Genomic DNA, 16,044 nt, shown 5'->3' with positions numbered 1-16,044 from the left:
AACTTCGCCACTTTATATAATGGCGTGTATTTGAATTCCGGTCGATCTGATAAATATTCCCGAAAATTAATCAATTAAATAGTTAGTTGATTGTTCATTTTTTGATTTTAACAAGTTTTAACAGCTAAGTTACTGGAAGTGTTAATTTACGGTTACTCGTGGTTAAAATATAAGTCATTTAATTTTAGCCTAATGCCTTTTGATATCCTTAATTTTTCAATGGTAAAAGAATCTAGATTATTGTAAACCATTAAGAAGTGAAGATAATTAAGGTTTTAGTCAGATCCTCTTAATGTCCTTAATTTCTCAATGGTAAAAGGATCTAAATTATTGTAAACCATTAAGAAGTGAAGATAATTAAGGTTTTGGTCAGATCCTCTTAATGTCCTTAATTTCTCAATGGTAAAAGGATCTAAATTATAAACCATTAAGAAGTTAAGATAATTAAGGTTTTGGTCAGACCCTCTTAATGTCTTTAATTTCTAAATGGTAAAAGTATTATGGCTGTTTTCTCCACCATTAATAAGGGATGATCGTTAAGGTTTTGGTTAGCTCTCCTTAATAGTATCTCATATTTACTATATTTGCTACCATGACCAAAGAAAATATTCAAGATTTAAGGGACAGAGTAACGTCGCTGAGGAGGTATCTTTGACGTTGATGAGCTACTTTACGCCATACGCGAAGAAGAAAAATTAACAATGGCGCCCGATTTCTGGGACGACCCTAAAAAAGCAGAAAAAATTCTTGCCGAAATTAGTTCAAAGAAAAAATGGACGGATGGCTTTAACCAAACCAATAACGCGGTTGAGGATGCAGTAGTAATGTTCGAATTTTTTCAATCGGGTGATGCTTCTGAAAAGGAATTACAAGACCAGTTCGACATTAGTAAAACTGCCGTAGAAGAGCTGGAACTTAAAAATATGCTCCGTAGCAAAGAAGACCAGCTTTCTGCCGTTTTACAAATTACTGCCGGGGCCGGTGGAACAGAAAGCTGCGATTGGGCTTATATGTTGATGCGGATGTACATGATGTGGGGAGAAAAGAATGGGTATAAAATTACCGAGCAGGATAGTCAGGAAGGGGAGGTAGCCGGTATAAAATCGGTAACGCTTCAATTTGATGGCGATTTCTCTTACGGTTATCTTAAAGGCGAAAATGGTGTACACCGTTTAGTACGGATTTCTCCATTCGATTCGAATGCCCGCAGGCATACGTCTTTTGCCTCTGTGTATGTTTATCCCCTGGTTGATGATACCATACAGATTGATATTAATCCTGCTGATATAGAATTTGAAACATTCAGGGCTGGTGGAGCAGGCGGACAAAATGTAAACAAAGTTGAAACAGCTGTGCGTTTATACCACAAACCTTCAGGCATTATTATTAAAAACCAGGAATCGCGATCGCAGTTGCAGAATAAAGAGAATGCAATCCGTTTATTAAAATCTCAGTTATATGAAATTGAAGAACGGAAACGTAATGAAGCAATTGCTGCGGTGGAGGGATCGAAAAAGAAAATAGAATGGGGCTCACAAATCAGGAGTTATGTGCTCGATGATAGGCGTGTAAAAGATCACCGTACCAATTATCAGACCTCAAACCCTGATGCCGTTTTGAATGGCGATATAAACGATTTCCTGAAAGCTTATTTAATGGAATTTTAAAATCAAAAAAATGGCAAAGTCATCTATCATTATAATTTTGTTGCTTATGGTAATTCGCTATTCCAATGCGCAAGAAGTTGTGCCCCTGTATTCAGGAGAAATTCCCGGAGCCAAGGCTACGCCTGCTGATTATGTAGAAAATACTGAGGTTCGTGCCAATGGTACTTTGAGTATTACCAAAGTATCGGTGCCAACATTTACGGTTTTTGAAGCACCTAAAAATATCGCCAACGGAACTGCAGTAATCATTTGCCCGGGTGGAGGTTATGGTGCATTAGCGTTTAGTCACGAAGGAACCGATGTGGCCAAAAGATTTAATGCCATTGGCGTTACCGCTTTTGTATTGAAGTACCGGTTACCGAGCGATCAGATTATGGTTGATAAAACCTATGGGCCTTTACAGGATGCACAGCAAGCGATATACCTGATCAGGAAGAATGCCAAAAAATATGGAATTAAAACCAACAAGATCGGGATTATGGGCTTTTCGGCTGGTGGTCATTTTGCCTCTACCCTTGTTGCACACTATAATGATCTTAAAATTGCCAATCTGGAAAAGATAACGCTAAAGCCTAATTTTGCTGCATTAATTTACCCTGTAATTAGTTTTGAAGAATCGGTGCATACCGGTACCATGAAGAATTTATTGGGGCCAAATCCTGCTGATAGTTTAAAACATTATTTCTCTGCCAATAAAAATGTAAATAAAAAAACGCCTCCTGTCTTTTTTGTGCATGCTAAAGATGATAAGACTGTGCCTTACCAAAACAGTGTGTTGATGAATGGGGCACTAAAGCAGCATCAGGTAGCAACCGATATTTACCTGTACGAAAAAGGTGGTCATGGTTTCGGTTTGATCAACAAAACTTCTGATGTAGACTGGTTTAACTTGTTGGCTACCTGGATGAAAAAAGAGAAATTTTAATATCTTTGCCGATATTTTAACCTCTTAACCAGAAATTTTAATGCAAAAAACAATTAAATATGTGATGGTGGCCCTGGTGGCGATTATTGCAATTGCAGGTTGTAAAAAAGAAATTAATTGGAATGCACGCCTGGATCCGAACAGCAACGGTTGCCAGTTAACGACAGTAAATACCGATTTAGGTATGTTTGGTCAATATTCAATTAGCTATACTTACGATGCTTCAGGTAAACTCACTAAGGCTACAAGTGATGGTGAATCTAGGGTGTATACTTATTCTGCTACAAAAATTACAGGTGTATTGCCTGATGGCGAAATTACAGAACTTACTATAGCTGATGGAAGGGCGGTTTCCAGCTATAATTCAGATTTTTTTAGTGTAAATGGTTCAAAGACTCCAGTTACCCGCACCTATGCCTACAATGCAGATGGCTATTTGAGTGTGGTAAAAAGTTATCTCGATACCCAACTTAACTCTACCGCCGAACTTACATACACCAATGGTAACTTAACACAGGTAAAGGTTACTTATTTTGATGGGGAAGTGGAAACTACTATTTATGAATATTCAAGTCAACTTGCTGTAAATACTTACGAAACATCTGATCCTATTTCGCTGGTTATAGACTACATGCCTGGGAATTACTTTGGGAAACATTCCAAGAATGTAGTGATCAAATCTACAACCCAATCTTCCGGAGATGCCAATGCAGTAATTTCAGATTACAGTTATAAGTTCGATGCCAAAGGAAATGCAACATCTATCATTGTAAAAAATACCCAGAAATCAAGCTCTGGTGCCATATTTGACGAAGTATCAACTTCCTATAATCTGGTATACAACTGTAAATAAACGATATACCTTAATACATCTGCAAGTAACGTAAAGAAATATATAAGAGCCTGATCATGAGCCATGATCAGGCTTTTGTTTTTGATAACTTTTTTGTCAATAAAGTCAGATACCTACAATATTCTAAATCAGAATAACCTGCCAAATTAGAAAAGACAAGTAAAACGCCCATTTTACCACTTCATTTTTACCATTTAGACCCTCATTTTCTAGTGATACGTCGTCTACCTTTGTTTACAGGCATGTCGGTTATCAGTTTAGAGTATGCCTATTATTTAACCAAATATTTACCTAAATCAAAAAAAATGAGAAATGAAAAAATGAAATTATGCACCCTATTTGTATGCATGTTTGTATCAATTTTATCTTGTAAAAAAGATAAAGAAGAAATTAAAACAGAAAAAGGCCAGGTTAAAGCATGGGAAACATTGATTGACGGGAACTCTTTTGCCAATTACACTAATTTTGAGGCGCAATGGAATTATAATTATCCCTGGGGCACCGATCATAATGGATCTGCACGTATGGTGGGCAGCGCTTCTAACCATAATCAAATTTCGTTAAGTGGAGGTGTGTTAACGATTAAAGCTACGCGTTTAGCTTCATCTCCGGGAAACAGTACGGCTAACGGTTTTACTAATGTGGCGATATGGTATAACTCTGGTGCCTGCCATGCCAAACAGCAGGTGCTAATTAACGATCAGTTTCCCAGTTATACCATTTCTGGCGATTTCGCTGTACCAACAGGCAAAGGTACCTGGCCCGCATTCTGGATTACAGGAGTAAACTCATGGCCGCCTGAAAGCGATATTATGGAGTTTAAAGGCAGTAATACCAATTGGCAGAATACTTATGATGGTGGCTGGGAGAATAAACTCACAGCAGTTTCTAATGCTGGCTCGTATCATAATTACAAGTGCTGGTACAATAAAGTAAGTGCAACAGATGTAGACTGCCATTATTATATCGATAATGTTTGGGTAGCTAAGCACACCATGAGCAACTCGGTGAACAAACCCATGTGGCTCATCATTAACATGCAAATGGAAGGTGATAGTGGCTCTCCAGGCCCGTCTGGTAATACTTTTTACACTGGTAAAAATATTTACCTGGGCAGAGAAAGAGCCTTCTAATCTGGAAAATCAAACTTTCAATTTGGAGGTAGCCTTATGGCTGCCTCCATTTGCCATATAAAATAGAATATGAAAAAATACCTAATTGTGCTGACTGGTGTCTTGCTCTGCATTTTATTGGTGCATTGCAAAAAGGAAGAAATAACCTTGCCGGAAAGCAATGCTGATTTATTGATTGGCAAGATTAATCTACTCAGACAAAGCGGATGTAATTGCGGTACGGAATACATGCCTCCGGTACCTGCGTTATCTTTGAATAAACAATTGCAAAATGCGGCAATGCTTCATGCCAAAGATATGGCTCAGCAAAACTATTTTGATCACTTATCCCAAGATGGCGGTACTCCGGCTGAGCGGGCATTAAATGCTGGTTATAAAGGCGATTTTAGGGCAGAAAATTTAGCAAAAGGGTATAACGAGGTCGGTCTGGTAATTACCGCATGGAAAAATAGTGTAAGCCATTGTAAAGCCATGATGGATGCTAAAAGTAAAGAAGCGGGAGCAGGTATGGCACAAAATTACTGGGTGGCTACCTTCGGTAGTCCCTTATAATTCTTTTATCGTTTTGTCAATCACATCCAGTAGTCCATTGCTGTAAGCGTCATCGGTCAACTCCCAAAACATGATGCCATTTAATTTTTGATCAATTACATATTTGGTTTTTAATGAAATTGATTTAGGATCATCAAAAGTGGCGAGGTATCGCGTTTGTGGATTATAGTAATAAGGTGCTTTGGCTGCCTCATCCCAATAGTAGGTATAGCCATTCTCAGCGGAAAACTGTTTCGTAAAGTTTTTAAAAGAAACACCCCTTAAAAATTTGGTCGGCTGGTATAAACCCTGGTTGGCATCGGTAGTATTTTCGAAAATACGGGCGTAAAATGCTGCCCCTAACGCAATTTTTTGTGCAGGTACACCTAAATCGATCAGCGCTTTTACCGCATAATCGCCTGATAAAGCTTGTCGGGCGGTAGCGTATAATGGCGTGTGGTGGCCGCTTTGGGTGGCGTATCCGCTTACCAGATCGTAACTCATTACATTAACCCGGTTTACCAGTGGCATGACTTTATCCCATTCGAAACAAGAATCGATACAGTTTTTTGTGCCACCTGCAGCAAAACTAATTTCGGCCTTTTTGCCTAGTTTTTTGCGCAATTCTTTAATCAGTAAAGTGAAATTATGTTTATCCTCTATGGTGTACCGATGCCCGGGAAAACCCACTACTGCAGGATATTCCCAATCAATGTCTATCCCATCGGCATGAAAAAAATCGAGTATTTCTTTGGTGGTTTTAGCAAATGTTTTTCGCCCATCGGCCCTGCTAAATACTTCAGAGCAGTTTTTACAAGCACTCCAGCCGCCCATGGCAATCATCACCTTTAAATCGGGATTGCGTTTTTTTAAACTGATCATTTTCGAAATCAGCGCAGAATCTTTTGCCGATCGAATGTTTAAACTATCGCCTTTTAAGTGTCCAAAACTGTAAATTAAGTGACTCAGTTTTTCAATGGGGAAACTATCTATTACTGTATTTTGCCCGGTGTAGTATGCAATTACATTAGGTTTTACTGTTTTTTGCGCTTTTACATGGAAGCAAAACAGTAGTGTCAACACCACCAAGGCAGTTATTCTGAATGTGATGGTGTGGTAATCGGCGTTTCTTTTCTGCACGGGCTAAAATTAAAGGGGTTATTTTTCGGCAATAATATTTTGTAATTCGTTTAGTTCGGCAACTTTTTCTGTTGCGCCGGCATTTTCGTATGCCGAAATCAGGTTTCTGATTACGCGGCGGATAATATCGGTATTGCTACATGGCCTGTAATATTCGGGCAGGGCTTCTAAATTAAGCTGACGCAGAAACTGATCAACATCATGTTTGCCGAAAATGTTACCGCGGTTAAAAGCATTGATGTAAAAAAGCACACCATATTCGCTTCCTTCCTGTTTGCTATCGTCTATATAACCCAAAATAAAGTGTTGCGGCAAATTGATCCCATAAACAGGCAAATCTAATTTCTGTGCCAGGGTAGAATAGATGATGGCCAACGAAATCTGGTTGCCTTTTTTACTTTCCAGCACCTGGTTTAAATAAGAATTTTGCGGATCGTGGTGGTTTTTGGTATTACCCCCAAAACCATATTGTTGGTACAAAACATGATTGATCAGTTTTACTTTTTCAACCGAACTCATTTCGTATTGAAGCCCCAGCCAGATATCTCTTTTAATTTCTTCCAGCTGGTTAATTACCTTTTGCTCATCTAAATCGGGGTATTGGTACCGGTTAATAATCAATGCACCTTGCAATAAATCAAAAGCACCACTTAAATACCATAAGTTTAAATCTTCTTTAACCGTTTTAAACTGGATCTGATGAACAATGTTTTCAATCCGCTCCTGCAACAGGCCATCAAACGACTGTTCCCAGGCATTTTCTAAAAAATGTACTACCTCACCGCCATATTCAAGCAGTTTCTTCTCTACATGATGGAACACTTCCTCGTCAGGATCATCCAACAGTTTTACTAAAGCACTTATCTCTGCGTTATTTTCCATAAAACATACCTACGTTTGCAGTGTTTAATTACTTTTGCAATATTATGCTATTTCAATTTATTACAGATTACCTTAAACACCGTTTAACAGCAAAAAGCCGACATGGAACGCACTCACCATTCGTGTACAAGCTCGCTGATGAGGTAATTTACGATTTTACCGACAAATCTGAATACAAAAACATAGAAGAACAGCGAAAAAAACTTTTTAATGACGATTCGATAATCACGGTTACAGACCTTGGAGCGGGCTCTCACCTCAATAAAAACCGTACAAAGAAGGTAAGTCAGATTGCCAAGAATGCGTTAAAAAGTCCGAGGCTGGCCAAGCTTATTTATCGCCTGGCTAAAAATACACATCCAAAAAGTGCCATCGAATTGGGTACCTGTTTGGGTATTACCACGGCCTATCTGGCTAAGACAGATCCGCAAACCGAAGTAATTACGATAGAAGGTTGTCCGCAAACGGCTGAAGTGGCGAAGAAAAATTTCCAGGACCTTAATTTAGAGAATATCGAACTTCATGTCGGTAATTTTGATTTAATCCTGCCCGATATTATTGCGAAACAACCCAGTTTAGATTTCGTTTACATTGATGGTAACCACCGCAAAGATGCTACCCTGAATTATTTTAAATGGTGTTTGCCTAAAATTAATGAAGATTCGCTCCTGATTTTTGACGATATTTATTGGAGCGATGGCATGAAAGAAGCCTGGGCAGAAATTAAAAACCATCCTGACGTTACCGTAACCGTCGATTTGTTCTGGATCGGTTTGGTTTACTTTAAAAAAGGGCAGGCCAAGGAACACTTCAAGCTTAAATTTTAAAAAAATGAATGTTGAACCCAAATTAGCAGGTATCCAGAAACGATCAGCCATGTTTATTTTGTTGATTAGCTTATTTTCGGGTATTGCTTTTTATTTGGTTTCGCTTTTTATTGAAATGAGTGTGCTTACGCATATCATGTTGGGTTGGGATGCGTTTTGTTTGATGCTGATTACCCTTCATTGGTACATGTTTTTTCATACCTCTGCTGCCGAAACACACCTGAAGGCCAAAATGCAGGACGAAACCCGTGGCGAAATTTTTGCCATTGTGGTGGTATCTACCTTTGCAGGTTTGCTTGCTGTAATTCTGCTGTTAATTAATAAAGATATTAAGCCGCTCGATCTGGTGGTGGCCATTGCAGGCATGTTTTTGTCGTGGTTTTTGGTGCACACTACCTTTAGCATGCGTTATGCGCACCTTTATTATGGCGATAAGAAGAAATCTACTGATAAAAAAGGAGCCGGACTGGAATTTCCTGGTGATGACGAACCCGATTTTATCGATTTTGCTTATTTCTCTTTCGTGCTGGGCATGACTTTCCAGGTTTCGGATGTTGAAATTTCTGATCGAAAGATTAGAAGACTATCACTGCTGCACAGTTTAATCGCCTTTATCTTCAATACGGTTATTGTAGCCTTAACCATTAATGCATTGGCAGGCTTAAGCAAATAAGGATTTCAAATTCCGACTAACTAGAAGAAATCTATCATACCGCTATTTTTTTGTCATCCTGAGCGCAGTGAATGATCTTTAAAATTCAATATTTTAGCCGAATTGGGGGACTGGAAAGATTTATGCTCAACAATTATAACAGTTTTTAGGAAATGAGCAGATCCGTTTTTGTGGCGGGTTTCAGTCCCGCTCCCGCTTCTGCCGGGTTTGGGGTAGCAAGGATGGATACCTTTTAACCCTATGTCAGAATCCTGACCTTTGGAGTTGGAATTTTAAATCCCATCCGGTAAAAAATATTAGATTAATCACCAAACGTTCCTACGGAACGAAACGCCAATCGTACAATTGGCTACCCAGGAATCGTCCCGATGGGACGGTCTGCGAATATACGTCCCATCGGGACGGCTCTTGGGTAGAAAAAATATTGTTTTTTTTTCGTTCCGTTAGGAACGTTTCGTGTTTTGCACCATGGTGAGAGACCGTTGTTCAATAAACCTGACAGCAGCGGTAGCCCCGAATTTTTTATGAGGGCTATAGCGAATGGCGGGGCTACAGTTGCCAAGCACTACAATCTTTTCGTTTGCTAATTAAAAGAAATTTGTAATTTATTTATCTGTAAATCAGTTAATTGATATTTTAAACTGATTTTTCAGTAATATAACTTGTTTTTTAGTTGTAAAACTGAAAAGTAAGTTATAGATTTGGGGATGGAAGAATTAACTAAAACAGAAGAGCGTATTATGCAGATTTTATGGAAACTGCAAAAAGCATTTGTGAAAGATATTATTGATGAGCTGGAAGAAGAACCTAAACCACCTTATAATACCATCTCATCAATTGTGAGGCTTTTAGAAAAGAAAGGTTATGTTAATTATAAGGCTTATGGAAAAACCTACGAATACTTTCCGGCGATTACCAAAGATGAATATGCCAAAACTACCTTTTCAAAATTATTTTCAGGTTATTTTGATAATTCTCCAACCAGCCTTTTATCTTTTATGGTAAAAGAAGAAAAACTAAGTGAAAAAGATATAGAAGAAATTAAAAAGATCATTAACCAGGATTCGAAGTCATGATTTTAATTTACTTATTAAAGGTTTCGGCCTGTACCGTAATCTTCTTTGCGGCCTATCAGTTCTTGCTGGCTAAACTCACGTTTTTTAACCTGAACCGTGCTTATTTATTAATGATGCTGGTATTGAGTTTTAGCATCCCGGCAGTGACCATCGAAAATCGCCACGAAGTAACAGTAGCCAGTCAGGAGATTCCCTCAAAAATAGCGTATAGTAATGATGGTTTTGTAGAGCAGGATTTTGCAGATGAAGGCAATGCTACTAACACCAACATAAACTGGAACCAGCTAGTGATGTATGCTTACTGTTTAATACTGGCCGCCCTTGTTTTTAGAATGCTTTTGATGATGGTACGCATCCAGATGCAATTGCGCAAACATGCGATAGTTAGAAATGGTGCCATTATTTTGGTCGATTGTAAATCAACCGTAAAAAACTGCTCTTTTTTTAACCAGATAGTTGTCGACGACTCGTTACAGTTGGACGAAAAGAATCTGGTGATTAAACACGAATCGGTCCACGTAAAACAGTGGCATGCTTTCGATAAACTTTTAGTTAACCTCGTAACTGCAGTCCTCTGGTTTAACCCCATCATTTATTTCTGGCGGAATGCCATTGATCATAACCACGAATTTCTGGCCGATCGTGAGACTTCTAAAGTTGCAGATAAGAAGGTTTATGCTTCTTTACTTTTAAATCTGGCTATGCCAGCTAAAAATTTAGTCATTAATAGTTTTAGTAAACTTCCACTAAAAAATAGAATCATGATGTTGTACAAAGAACCAAATGCAAAGCTACAAAAGCTTGCTTATTTAGCCATTATTCCGGTTTTAATGATTTGCTGCATGGCATTTATAAACCGCAAAGAAATTATTGTTGAGAAAACATTGGTAGGGAAACAGGCTTCAGCAGATGCACCGATAAAGCCAAATGTTTATGCCATGAATTACTTAAACAGCGCGATTAAGGTTAATCCAAATCCTGCTTTTAATGAAGTAGAACCTATATTGGTTATTGATGCCGGCCATGGCGGAAAAGATGGAGCTGTAAGCGCCCTGGATGGTCAAAAGGAAAAAGACCTGAACCTAAGGGCGGTAAAAATCATTAAAGAAGAAGCAGAAAAGAGAGGGATTAAAGTCGTATTGACGAGAACTTCTGATGAATTTATCTCACTTCGCGATCGTTTGCCTAAACAAGAGGCTATGGCATTTATTTCCATCCATCATAATGCAGCAGTTGCAAATGAAGCAGTGCCTTTCGGTGGTATTGAGGTTTATGTTTCTAAGCTGAACAGCAATATTAAAACAGCGGAAGACCTGGGTGCCGGAATTTTAAGCAATTTAAAGCAGCTTAAAGGGATGGAAGTAAGAGATTCGTTAAAAAATGCAAACCTTTTATTACTCCGTGAATCTAAAGTGCCTGCAGTTTTAATCGAGCTTGGCAATATATCCAACAGTAAGACCCTTGATTACATTAATAAGGAGAAAAATATCCGAAAAATCAGCAACCTGATTTTAGATGGCTTTGTTGCCTTTTCGAAACGTGGTTGTTAATTAATGATAGCTATGGAATGGTTAACCTATCTGCTTAAAGTTACCGCCTGTACGGTACTGTTCTTCGGATTTTACCTGGTGGTTTTAAGAAAACTCACTTTTTTTAAGATCAACCGCTTTTATTTGCTGGCTACGCTGTTGCTGAGTTTTATTATTCCGGCTTTACATGTTGAAATTAAACGCGAAATAACAACGGTAGAAACTGAGGCTCCGGTTAATATACCTGAAATAAAACCTGCTGATGAGGCACCAGTGCAGCTTATTCAGCCCATTATGCTAAAGTACCAGCCAGAGGTAAGCGCTCAATTCGACTGGATGCTGCTGATGTGTACTGCTTACGGTGCTACGGCTACACTTTTATTGTTGGTTTGCCTATGGCGGTTGTTTGGTTTGCTTAAACACACCGGTAGTTACACCCAAAATAACGATGGATTAAAGCTAATAAGCAAAACACAAGGTTTTACCAACTGCTCCTTTTTTAACTATGTTTTTATAAATGATGAGGATTTAAGTGCTGCTGATCTATCAGTTTTGCTAAAACACGAGCAGGTTCATGCCAGGCAATACCATTCTATAGATAAGCTAGTGCTTATGGTTTTTAAAGCTGTTTTATGGTTTAACCCAGTGATTTACCTATTTGATAAAGCTTTAGAGCAGGTACATGAATATGAGGCCGATGAAGTCACCTCAACAGATTATGGCAGTAGGGCATATGCCAATCTTTTACTAAAACTGGCCATAACTAAAAGCGATATGCCATTGATCCACAATTTTGTTAAAAGTCCGATTAAGGACCGTATTAAAATGTTGTTTAACCAAAAATCAACGAACATGAAAAAGTTAGTGTATGTACTGGCATTGCCGATATTATTGGGACTGGTGTATAGTTTTACGGTAGCGTATGTTGATGTTGCCCCTACGGTACAAACAGACATTAAAACATTGCAAACCGATTCTTTACCTGGAAAACCGATAGAAGGCGTGGTGATTGAATTTGGTAAGAAAAGGAACCATAAAACATTTGGCTTAAAAACGGCAACTGGTACTTATTCAATAGAATATAACAATGTTAACAATAAACTTAAAATAGGCGACAAAATAGTTGTACTAATTAACGCAAGTATATTGCCGCCTGCACCAATTGGAGAGCCTAGCCGATTTAAAGATGTCGACATTACTTACGTGCCTCAAACCATAAAGGATTTAAAGGGCAATTTAATTTACGAGTATAAACCTGAAAAATATGCTTTTCTGTATGAAGCCAATAAGGCCCGTTTTGCCACCTCTAAAATTAAGTCGATAAAAAAAGGTGCGAATAATAAACTTGAAAAAATTGTTTTAAATGATGGCCTTTTTACTATCAATTTAAATCTTACCGCTCAAAATATAAAGGATGACAATTTTAAAACGGGAGATCGGGTTTTGGTGAAATTTATTGGCGAAAAGTTGGTTTCAAAGAATACCTATACGACTGATAAGATGATCATTTTGTATTCTGAGCCTAAAAAATATGCGGTCAAAAACGAAGTGCTTTACAACCGTTTTTATTTTAACGATGGCAAACAGAAAGTGGCTGCAATAAAAAATCAATCAAGCGGGGTTGCCATACCAGTTACACCTAAAATCATCTCATTTTCTAAAATAACTGGTGATGTGAAGAATAAAGTTTCATACATGGAAAATGCAGTTATCGATATTGTAAACTGTAGATTAGAAGCCGAATATGTAGAATTGGATCAGCTTAAGGGTAAAATGATTGCCAAAAATGCAGTATTAAAAGCTAATGAAGGCGGGTCTGCAACGGCTAGAATTTTTGTTTTTAATTTAAAAGATGGAAATTATACTGCCGAAAATGGTAATGGGACTTTTAAAGCTCCTAAGGTAAGAGATACCGATCAACAACTGTTGCAAAGAATCAGAGACTCTTTAACGAAGGAAGATCATAAAGTGAAGACGAAAATAAGTTACAGCGCTGAAGATTCGGTTAAAATGAATAAGGATAAATCCGTTATATATTTATTCGGAAATGCCAGGATATTATATGATGAGGTAACTTTATCAGGAGCTAAAATTGTTTACAACAGAAATAACAGTTCTGTGATGGTGAGCAAGGGAACAATGACGTCGGGTGGTCATAAGCCTGTTAAGGCTGATAGTATCGTTTTTGATTTAAAAACCACAAAGGCCAAATTGTATGGGGCAGATGTAAATCGCTAGATATAGCATTATTTGGCCTATTTATTTTCTTAATTCGTCTGTCATGCTCAGAACTTGTTTCAGTATCTGGTATCTTAACCCATTATCCCTTTTCCGTCACCCATCTTACATCCTCTTAAAACGCTTCTGCTAAACTGATGTAAAATCCCGATTGGCGTTTCTCGTTTGGCAGTTTTTCGCCAATGCCGTAATCTACCCGCACGCTTAAACCTTTTGCCGGATCGAAAAAGTAGCGCCCTCCAAGGCCAAAGTTCGGTTTTAATCCATCAGCATTAAATTGGCCGTTTGCAAATACCTTACCGGTACCTGCAAAAGCTACAATGCCAAAGCGGTTCATAAAACGGTAACGGATTTCGGCTTGTGTGGCCATCAGGTTTTCATCGCGGTAGCGACCGCTGTAATAACCGCGCATCATTTGGTCGTTGCCTAGCTGTTGTAAAAGGTAAAATGCCGTAGCTTTACTTTGTATGGTGTAAAAAATACCCTGTACCCCTAAAACTACTTTTGGCGACAAACTGAAGAAACCGCGAAGATCTAGCTTCATCTGTGAGCCGGTAAAATTATCGCCACCAAAAAAATCGGGTGCATACTGGTAGGTTGCCCTGCCAAAAAAGCCCCTTGTTGGGTAATTGTTGCTGTTACGCGTGTCGTAACTCTGCGATGCACCTATCCACGCTACTGAGCCTCCATCTTTATCTAAAATCTGTGGATTCGTTGTGTAAATGCCACCAATTTCCTTATCTATAAAGCGGTAATGCTCAAAACCCAATGATACGCCTGTATATGCTTTGGGTAAAGTGTTCATTTCGGCATCGAAAAGCGTTTTAAAAACCCGTTGGTCTAATTTATCTTCATCTGCTTTTTTTGCCTTATTGCCAATGCCGTAAAAATTGAAAGGCTGATTTTTAAAACGGACATCGCCGATAAAATGGTATTTATTCCCTTTGGTCCAGGAATCGCCCTTAAGCATAAAATTGGCAGTTTTTTTTGTAGAATAGGTCGTATTCAAAGCGAAATTCGAACTTCTGTTCAAAGTATCTTTTCTATCGACATAAAAGGAGTAAATCGCGCCAAGCCCAAATTCGAAACCAGTTTCCTGGCTATAGCCGAAGGCAGGCAGGGGTAAAAAGCTGGCTTTGCGGGTGGTATCTTTTTCGTTCGAGAGCATCTTTTTAATCAATTTCATCTGCGCCATACCAGGCAGCGTAATTGTTAAAAGGAAAAAGAAAATGTAGATTCTTTTCATGGCGCAAAGAAAAGGAATTTTAAATTATGGTTTAACAATTGTCTGATTAAATTAATTTTATAAATTGAAAAAAAAAGTAAAACGCTCTAAATAATGATGTATAAATTCGCGCTCCTAGTATTGGTATTCTGTTTTGGCAATTTTGTGACTATGGCTCAAAATAATTTTGCCATTAGTGGGGTAATTAAAGCAAAAGACGGAAAACCCATTGAGGCTGCTACTGTGTTTATAGCCGATTCGAAGAGTATTACCTTAACGGATAATAAAGGAGCGTATTTTATTGGTGGATTAGCGAGTGGTAATTATGAATTAGTCGTAAAGATGATTGGTTATGTTTCTGAGAAAAGAAATATGAGCATTAATGGTAAATCGTTGGTGCTGGATATAAAATTAGCAGATGCAGTTGTAGAATTAAATAGTGTAACCATAAAATTTGATAAGAAAAGAGAAGAATATTTAAGGATATTTAGAGATGCTTTTTTAGGAACGTCTTCAAACGCAGCCAGTTGTGAAATAGAGAATACTGAAATTTTAAAGTTTAAATCTAAAACTGATTATTTAAATGCCACATCCAGCGATTTTTTAATCATTACAAATCATATGCTTGGTTATCGGATAAAATATCTGCTAAAGGACTTTACTTTTACCAGGGCTAGCCGTTTGACCAGTTTTGATGGTGATTGTGTTTTTGAAGAGCTAACGGGTAATCAGGAGGAGCGAAGCAAGTGGATGGAGAACAGGAAAGTTGCTTATTTTGGTTCTTTTATGCATTATTTAAGAACTGTGTTTGCAAACAACGCAGAGCAAAATGGTTTTTTTACCTATGCCGCTATAAATGAAACGGGACCGATGAAAATAAGTACTCAACCTACAAATCCCAGTGTGTTTACGAGTGTAGTAGATAGTAATTTTATAAAACTTGAACTCCCCAGATCGGTGTATGTGTTGTATAATCATGAAATTACTGCGCGTTTGGATTATAATGCTGGATCACTTTTACGCCCTTACCTTAAGCATACACTGGTTGATAGCAAAGGTAGTTATGTAGATTATAAAAGTTTTTACGTGCGTGGTTTTTGGGGCGGCAAAAGAATAGGGGATAGGTTGCCATTTGAATACCAGCCTTAATAATAGGTAAATGAGATTAGCTTAATTTCCACGAAAGATCCTGAAACAAGTTCAGGATGACGAATCCCGAGGGGAATCGGTTAATTGTTATTGATAACTGTTAATTGCCAACTATTTCCATAAAAGATCATGAAACAAGTTCAGGATGACGAATCGCGGTGGGAATTGGTTAACTGTTTATTGATAACTGTTAATT

The 16,044-nt window shown here is 38.1% G+C and carries 14 protein-coding genes; 11 read left to right on the top strand and 3 right to left on the bottom strand.

The genetic code is table 11. The features are described 5' to 3' along the window. Window positions 1-592: 592 nt before the first annotated feature. The 5 genes from prfB (at window position 593) to AC04QZ_RS21415 (ending at window position 5,130) form a co-directional block, all read left to right on the top strand. Window positions 593-1,667, top strand: a protein-coding gene (gene prfB / locus AC04QZ_RS21435; RefSeq protein ID WP_145954278.1) for a peptide chain release factor 2 whose coding sequence is annotated in 2 segments (ribosomal slippage) — window positions 593-652 and window positions 654-1,667 — 1,074 coding nt in all. Because the reading frame shifts where the segments join, the coding sequence is not laid out codon by codon here. A gap of 10 nt (window positions 1,668-1,677) precedes the next feature. Further along, window positions 1,678-2,592, top strand: a complete 915-nt coding sequence (locus AC04QZ_RS21430; RefSeq protein WP_478359405.1) for an alpha/beta hydrolase — start codon at window positions 1,678-1,680, stop codon at window positions 2,590-2,592. A gap of 40 nt (window positions 2,593-2,632) precedes the next feature. Beyond that, the gene (locus AC04QZ_RS21425) at window positions 2,633-3,445 is read left to right on the top strand and encodes a hypothetical protein (RefSeq protein WP_478359404.1); all 813 of its coding nucleotides are present in this window, start codon (window positions 2,633-2,635) and stop codon (window positions 3,443-3,445) included. 305 nt (window positions 3,446-3,750) lie between these two features. Then, a complete protein-coding gene (locus tag AC04QZ_RS21420; RefSeq protein WP_478359403.1) occupies window positions 3,751-4,578 on the top strand; it encodes a glycoside hydrolase family 16 protein in 828 nt (275 codons plus the stop codon). Between the two features lie 69 nt (window positions 4,579-4,647). Beyond that, complete coding sequence (locus AC04QZ_RS21415) at window positions 4,648-5,130, top strand: CAP domain-containing protein (protein ID WP_478359402.1); 483 nt, start codon at window positions 4,648-4,650, stop codon at window positions 5,128-5,130. Here AC04QZ_RS21415 and AC04QZ_RS21410 read toward each other — a convergent pair. Both AC04QZ_RS21410 and AC04QZ_RS21405 read right to left on the bottom strand, forming a co-directional pair. After that, window positions 5,125-6,249, bottom strand: a complete 1,125-nt coding sequence (locus AC04QZ_RS21410) for a glycoside hydrolase family 18 protein (RefSeq protein WP_478359401.1) — start codon at window positions 6,247-6,249, stop codon at window positions 5,125-5,127. The two genes, AC04QZ_RS21415 and AC04QZ_RS21410, sit on opposite strands and share 6 nt — an antisense overlap. Window positions 6,250-6,267: 18 nt before the next feature. Then, the gene (locus tag AC04QZ_RS21405; protein WP_086547908.1) at window positions 6,268-7,131 is read right to left on the bottom strand and encodes a transglutaminase-like domain-containing protein; all 864 of its coding nucleotides are present in this window, start codon (window positions 7,129-7,131) and stop codon (window positions 6,268-6,270) included. A 44-nt stretch (window positions 7,132-7,175) separates the two neighbouring features. Between AC04QZ_RS21405 and AC04QZ_RS21400 the strand changes: the two genes are divergently transcribed. From AC04QZ_RS21400 to AC04QZ_RS21380, 5 genes are all read left to right on the top strand, one after another. Next, window positions 7,176-7,958 (top strand): O-methyltransferase, encoded by a 783-nt coding sequence (locus tag AC04QZ_RS21400; protein WP_478359400.1) that lies wholly within the window; start codon window positions 7,176-7,178, stop codon window positions 7,956-7,958. 4 nt (window positions 7,959-7,962) lie between these two features. Next, window positions 7,963-8,631, top strand: a complete 669-nt coding sequence (locus tag AC04QZ_RS21395; RefSeq protein ID WP_478359399.1) for a DUF1345 domain-containing protein — start codon at window positions 7,963-7,965, stop codon at window positions 8,629-8,631. A gap of 707 nt (window positions 8,632-9,338) precedes the next feature. Next, complete coding sequence (locus tag AC04QZ_RS21390) at window positions 9,339-9,707, top strand: BlaI/MecI/CopY family transcriptional regulator (RefSeq protein WP_478359398.1); 369 nt, start codon at window positions 9,339-9,341, stop codon at window positions 9,705-9,707. Beyond that, window positions 9,704-11,257 carry an N-acetylmuramoyl-L-alanine amidase gene (locus tag AC04QZ_RS21385; RefSeq protein ID WP_478359397.1) on the top strand — a complete coding sequence of 518 codons (1,554 nt, stop codon included), beginning with the start codon at window positions 9,704-9,706 and terminating at the stop codon, window positions 11,255-11,257. Before AC04QZ_RS21390 ends, AC04QZ_RS21385 begins: the two co-directional genes overlap by 4 nt. Window positions 11,258-11,269: 12 nt before the next feature. Next, a complete protein-coding gene (locus AC04QZ_RS21380; protein ID WP_478359396.1) occupies window positions 11,270-13,474 on the top strand; it encodes a M56 family metallopeptidase in 2,205 nt (734 codons plus the stop codon). Window positions 13,475-13,589: 115 nt separating this feature from the next. On the opposite strand, the gene AC04QZ_RS21375 is transcribed toward AC04QZ_RS21380, so the two are convergent. Next, complete coding sequence (locus AC04QZ_RS21375; RefSeq protein WP_478359395.1) at window positions 13,590-14,720, bottom strand: BamA/TamA family outer membrane protein; 1,131 nt, start codon at window positions 14,718-14,720, stop codon at window positions 13,590-13,592. Between the two features lie 93 nt (window positions 14,721-14,813). Between AC04QZ_RS21375 and AC04QZ_RS21370 the strand changes: the two genes are divergently transcribed. Then, on the top strand, window positions 14,814-15,848 hold the full coding sequence (locus tag AC04QZ_RS21370) for a carboxypeptidase-like regulatory domain-containing protein (protein ID WP_478359394.1): 1,035 nt from the start codon (window positions 14,814-14,816) through the stop codon (window positions 15,846-15,848). The last annotated feature ends 196 nt before the right edge of the window (window positions 15,849-16,044 follow it).

It is taken from the genome of Pedobacter folensis (assembly GCF_056490665.1).
This window is presented reverse-complemented; position numbering and strand designations above follow the sequence as displayed.

Bases quoted from the DNA above. Each gene is read 5' to 3' on its own strand.
- AC04QZ_RS21430 (WP_478359405.1), top strand. From the start codon at position 1,678: ATGGCAAAGTCATCTATCATTATAATTTTGTTGCTTATGGTAATTCGC.
- AC04QZ_RS21425 (WP_478359404.1), top strand. From the start codon at position 2,633: ATGCAAAAAACAATTAAATATGTGATGGTGGCCCTGGTGGCGATTATT.
- AC04QZ_RS21420 (WP_478359403.1), top strand. From the start codon at position 3,751: ATGAGAAATGAAAAAATGAAATTATGCACCCTATTTGTATGCATGTTT.
- AC04QZ_RS21415 (WP_478359402.1), top strand. From the start codon at position 4,648: ATGAAAAAATACCTAATTGTGCTGACTGGTGTCTTGCTCTGCATTTTA.
- AC04QZ_RS21405 (WP_086547908.1), bottom strand. From the start codon at position 7,131: ATGGAAAATAACGCAGAGATAAGTGCTTTAGTAAAACTGTTGGATGAT.
- AC04QZ_RS21400 (WP_478359400.1), top strand. From the start codon at position 7,176: ATGCTATTTCAATTTATTACAGATTACCTTAAACACCGTTTAACAGCA.
- AC04QZ_RS21395 (WP_478359399.1), top strand. From the start codon at position 7,963: ATGAATGTTGAACCCAAATTAGCAGGTATCCAGAAACGATCAGCCATG.
- AC04QZ_RS21390 (WP_478359398.1), top strand. From the start codon at position 9,339: ATGGAAGAATTAACTAAAACAGAAGAGCGTATTATGCAGATTTTATGG.
- AC04QZ_RS21385 (WP_478359397.1), top strand. From the start codon at position 9,704: ATGATTTTAATTTACTTATTAAAGGTTTCGGCCTGTACCGTAATCTTC.
- AC04QZ_RS21380 (WP_478359396.1), top strand. From the start codon at position 11,270: ATGGAATGGTTAACCTATCTGCTTAAAGTTACCGCCTGTACGGTACTG.
- AC04QZ_RS21375 (WP_478359395.1), bottom strand. From the start codon at position 14,720: ATGAAAAGAATCTACATTTTCTTTTTCCTTTTAACAATTACGCTGCCT.
- AC04QZ_RS21370 (WP_478359394.1), top strand. From the start codon at position 14,814: ATGATGTATAAATTCGCGCTCCTAGTATTGGTATTCTGTTTTGGCAAT.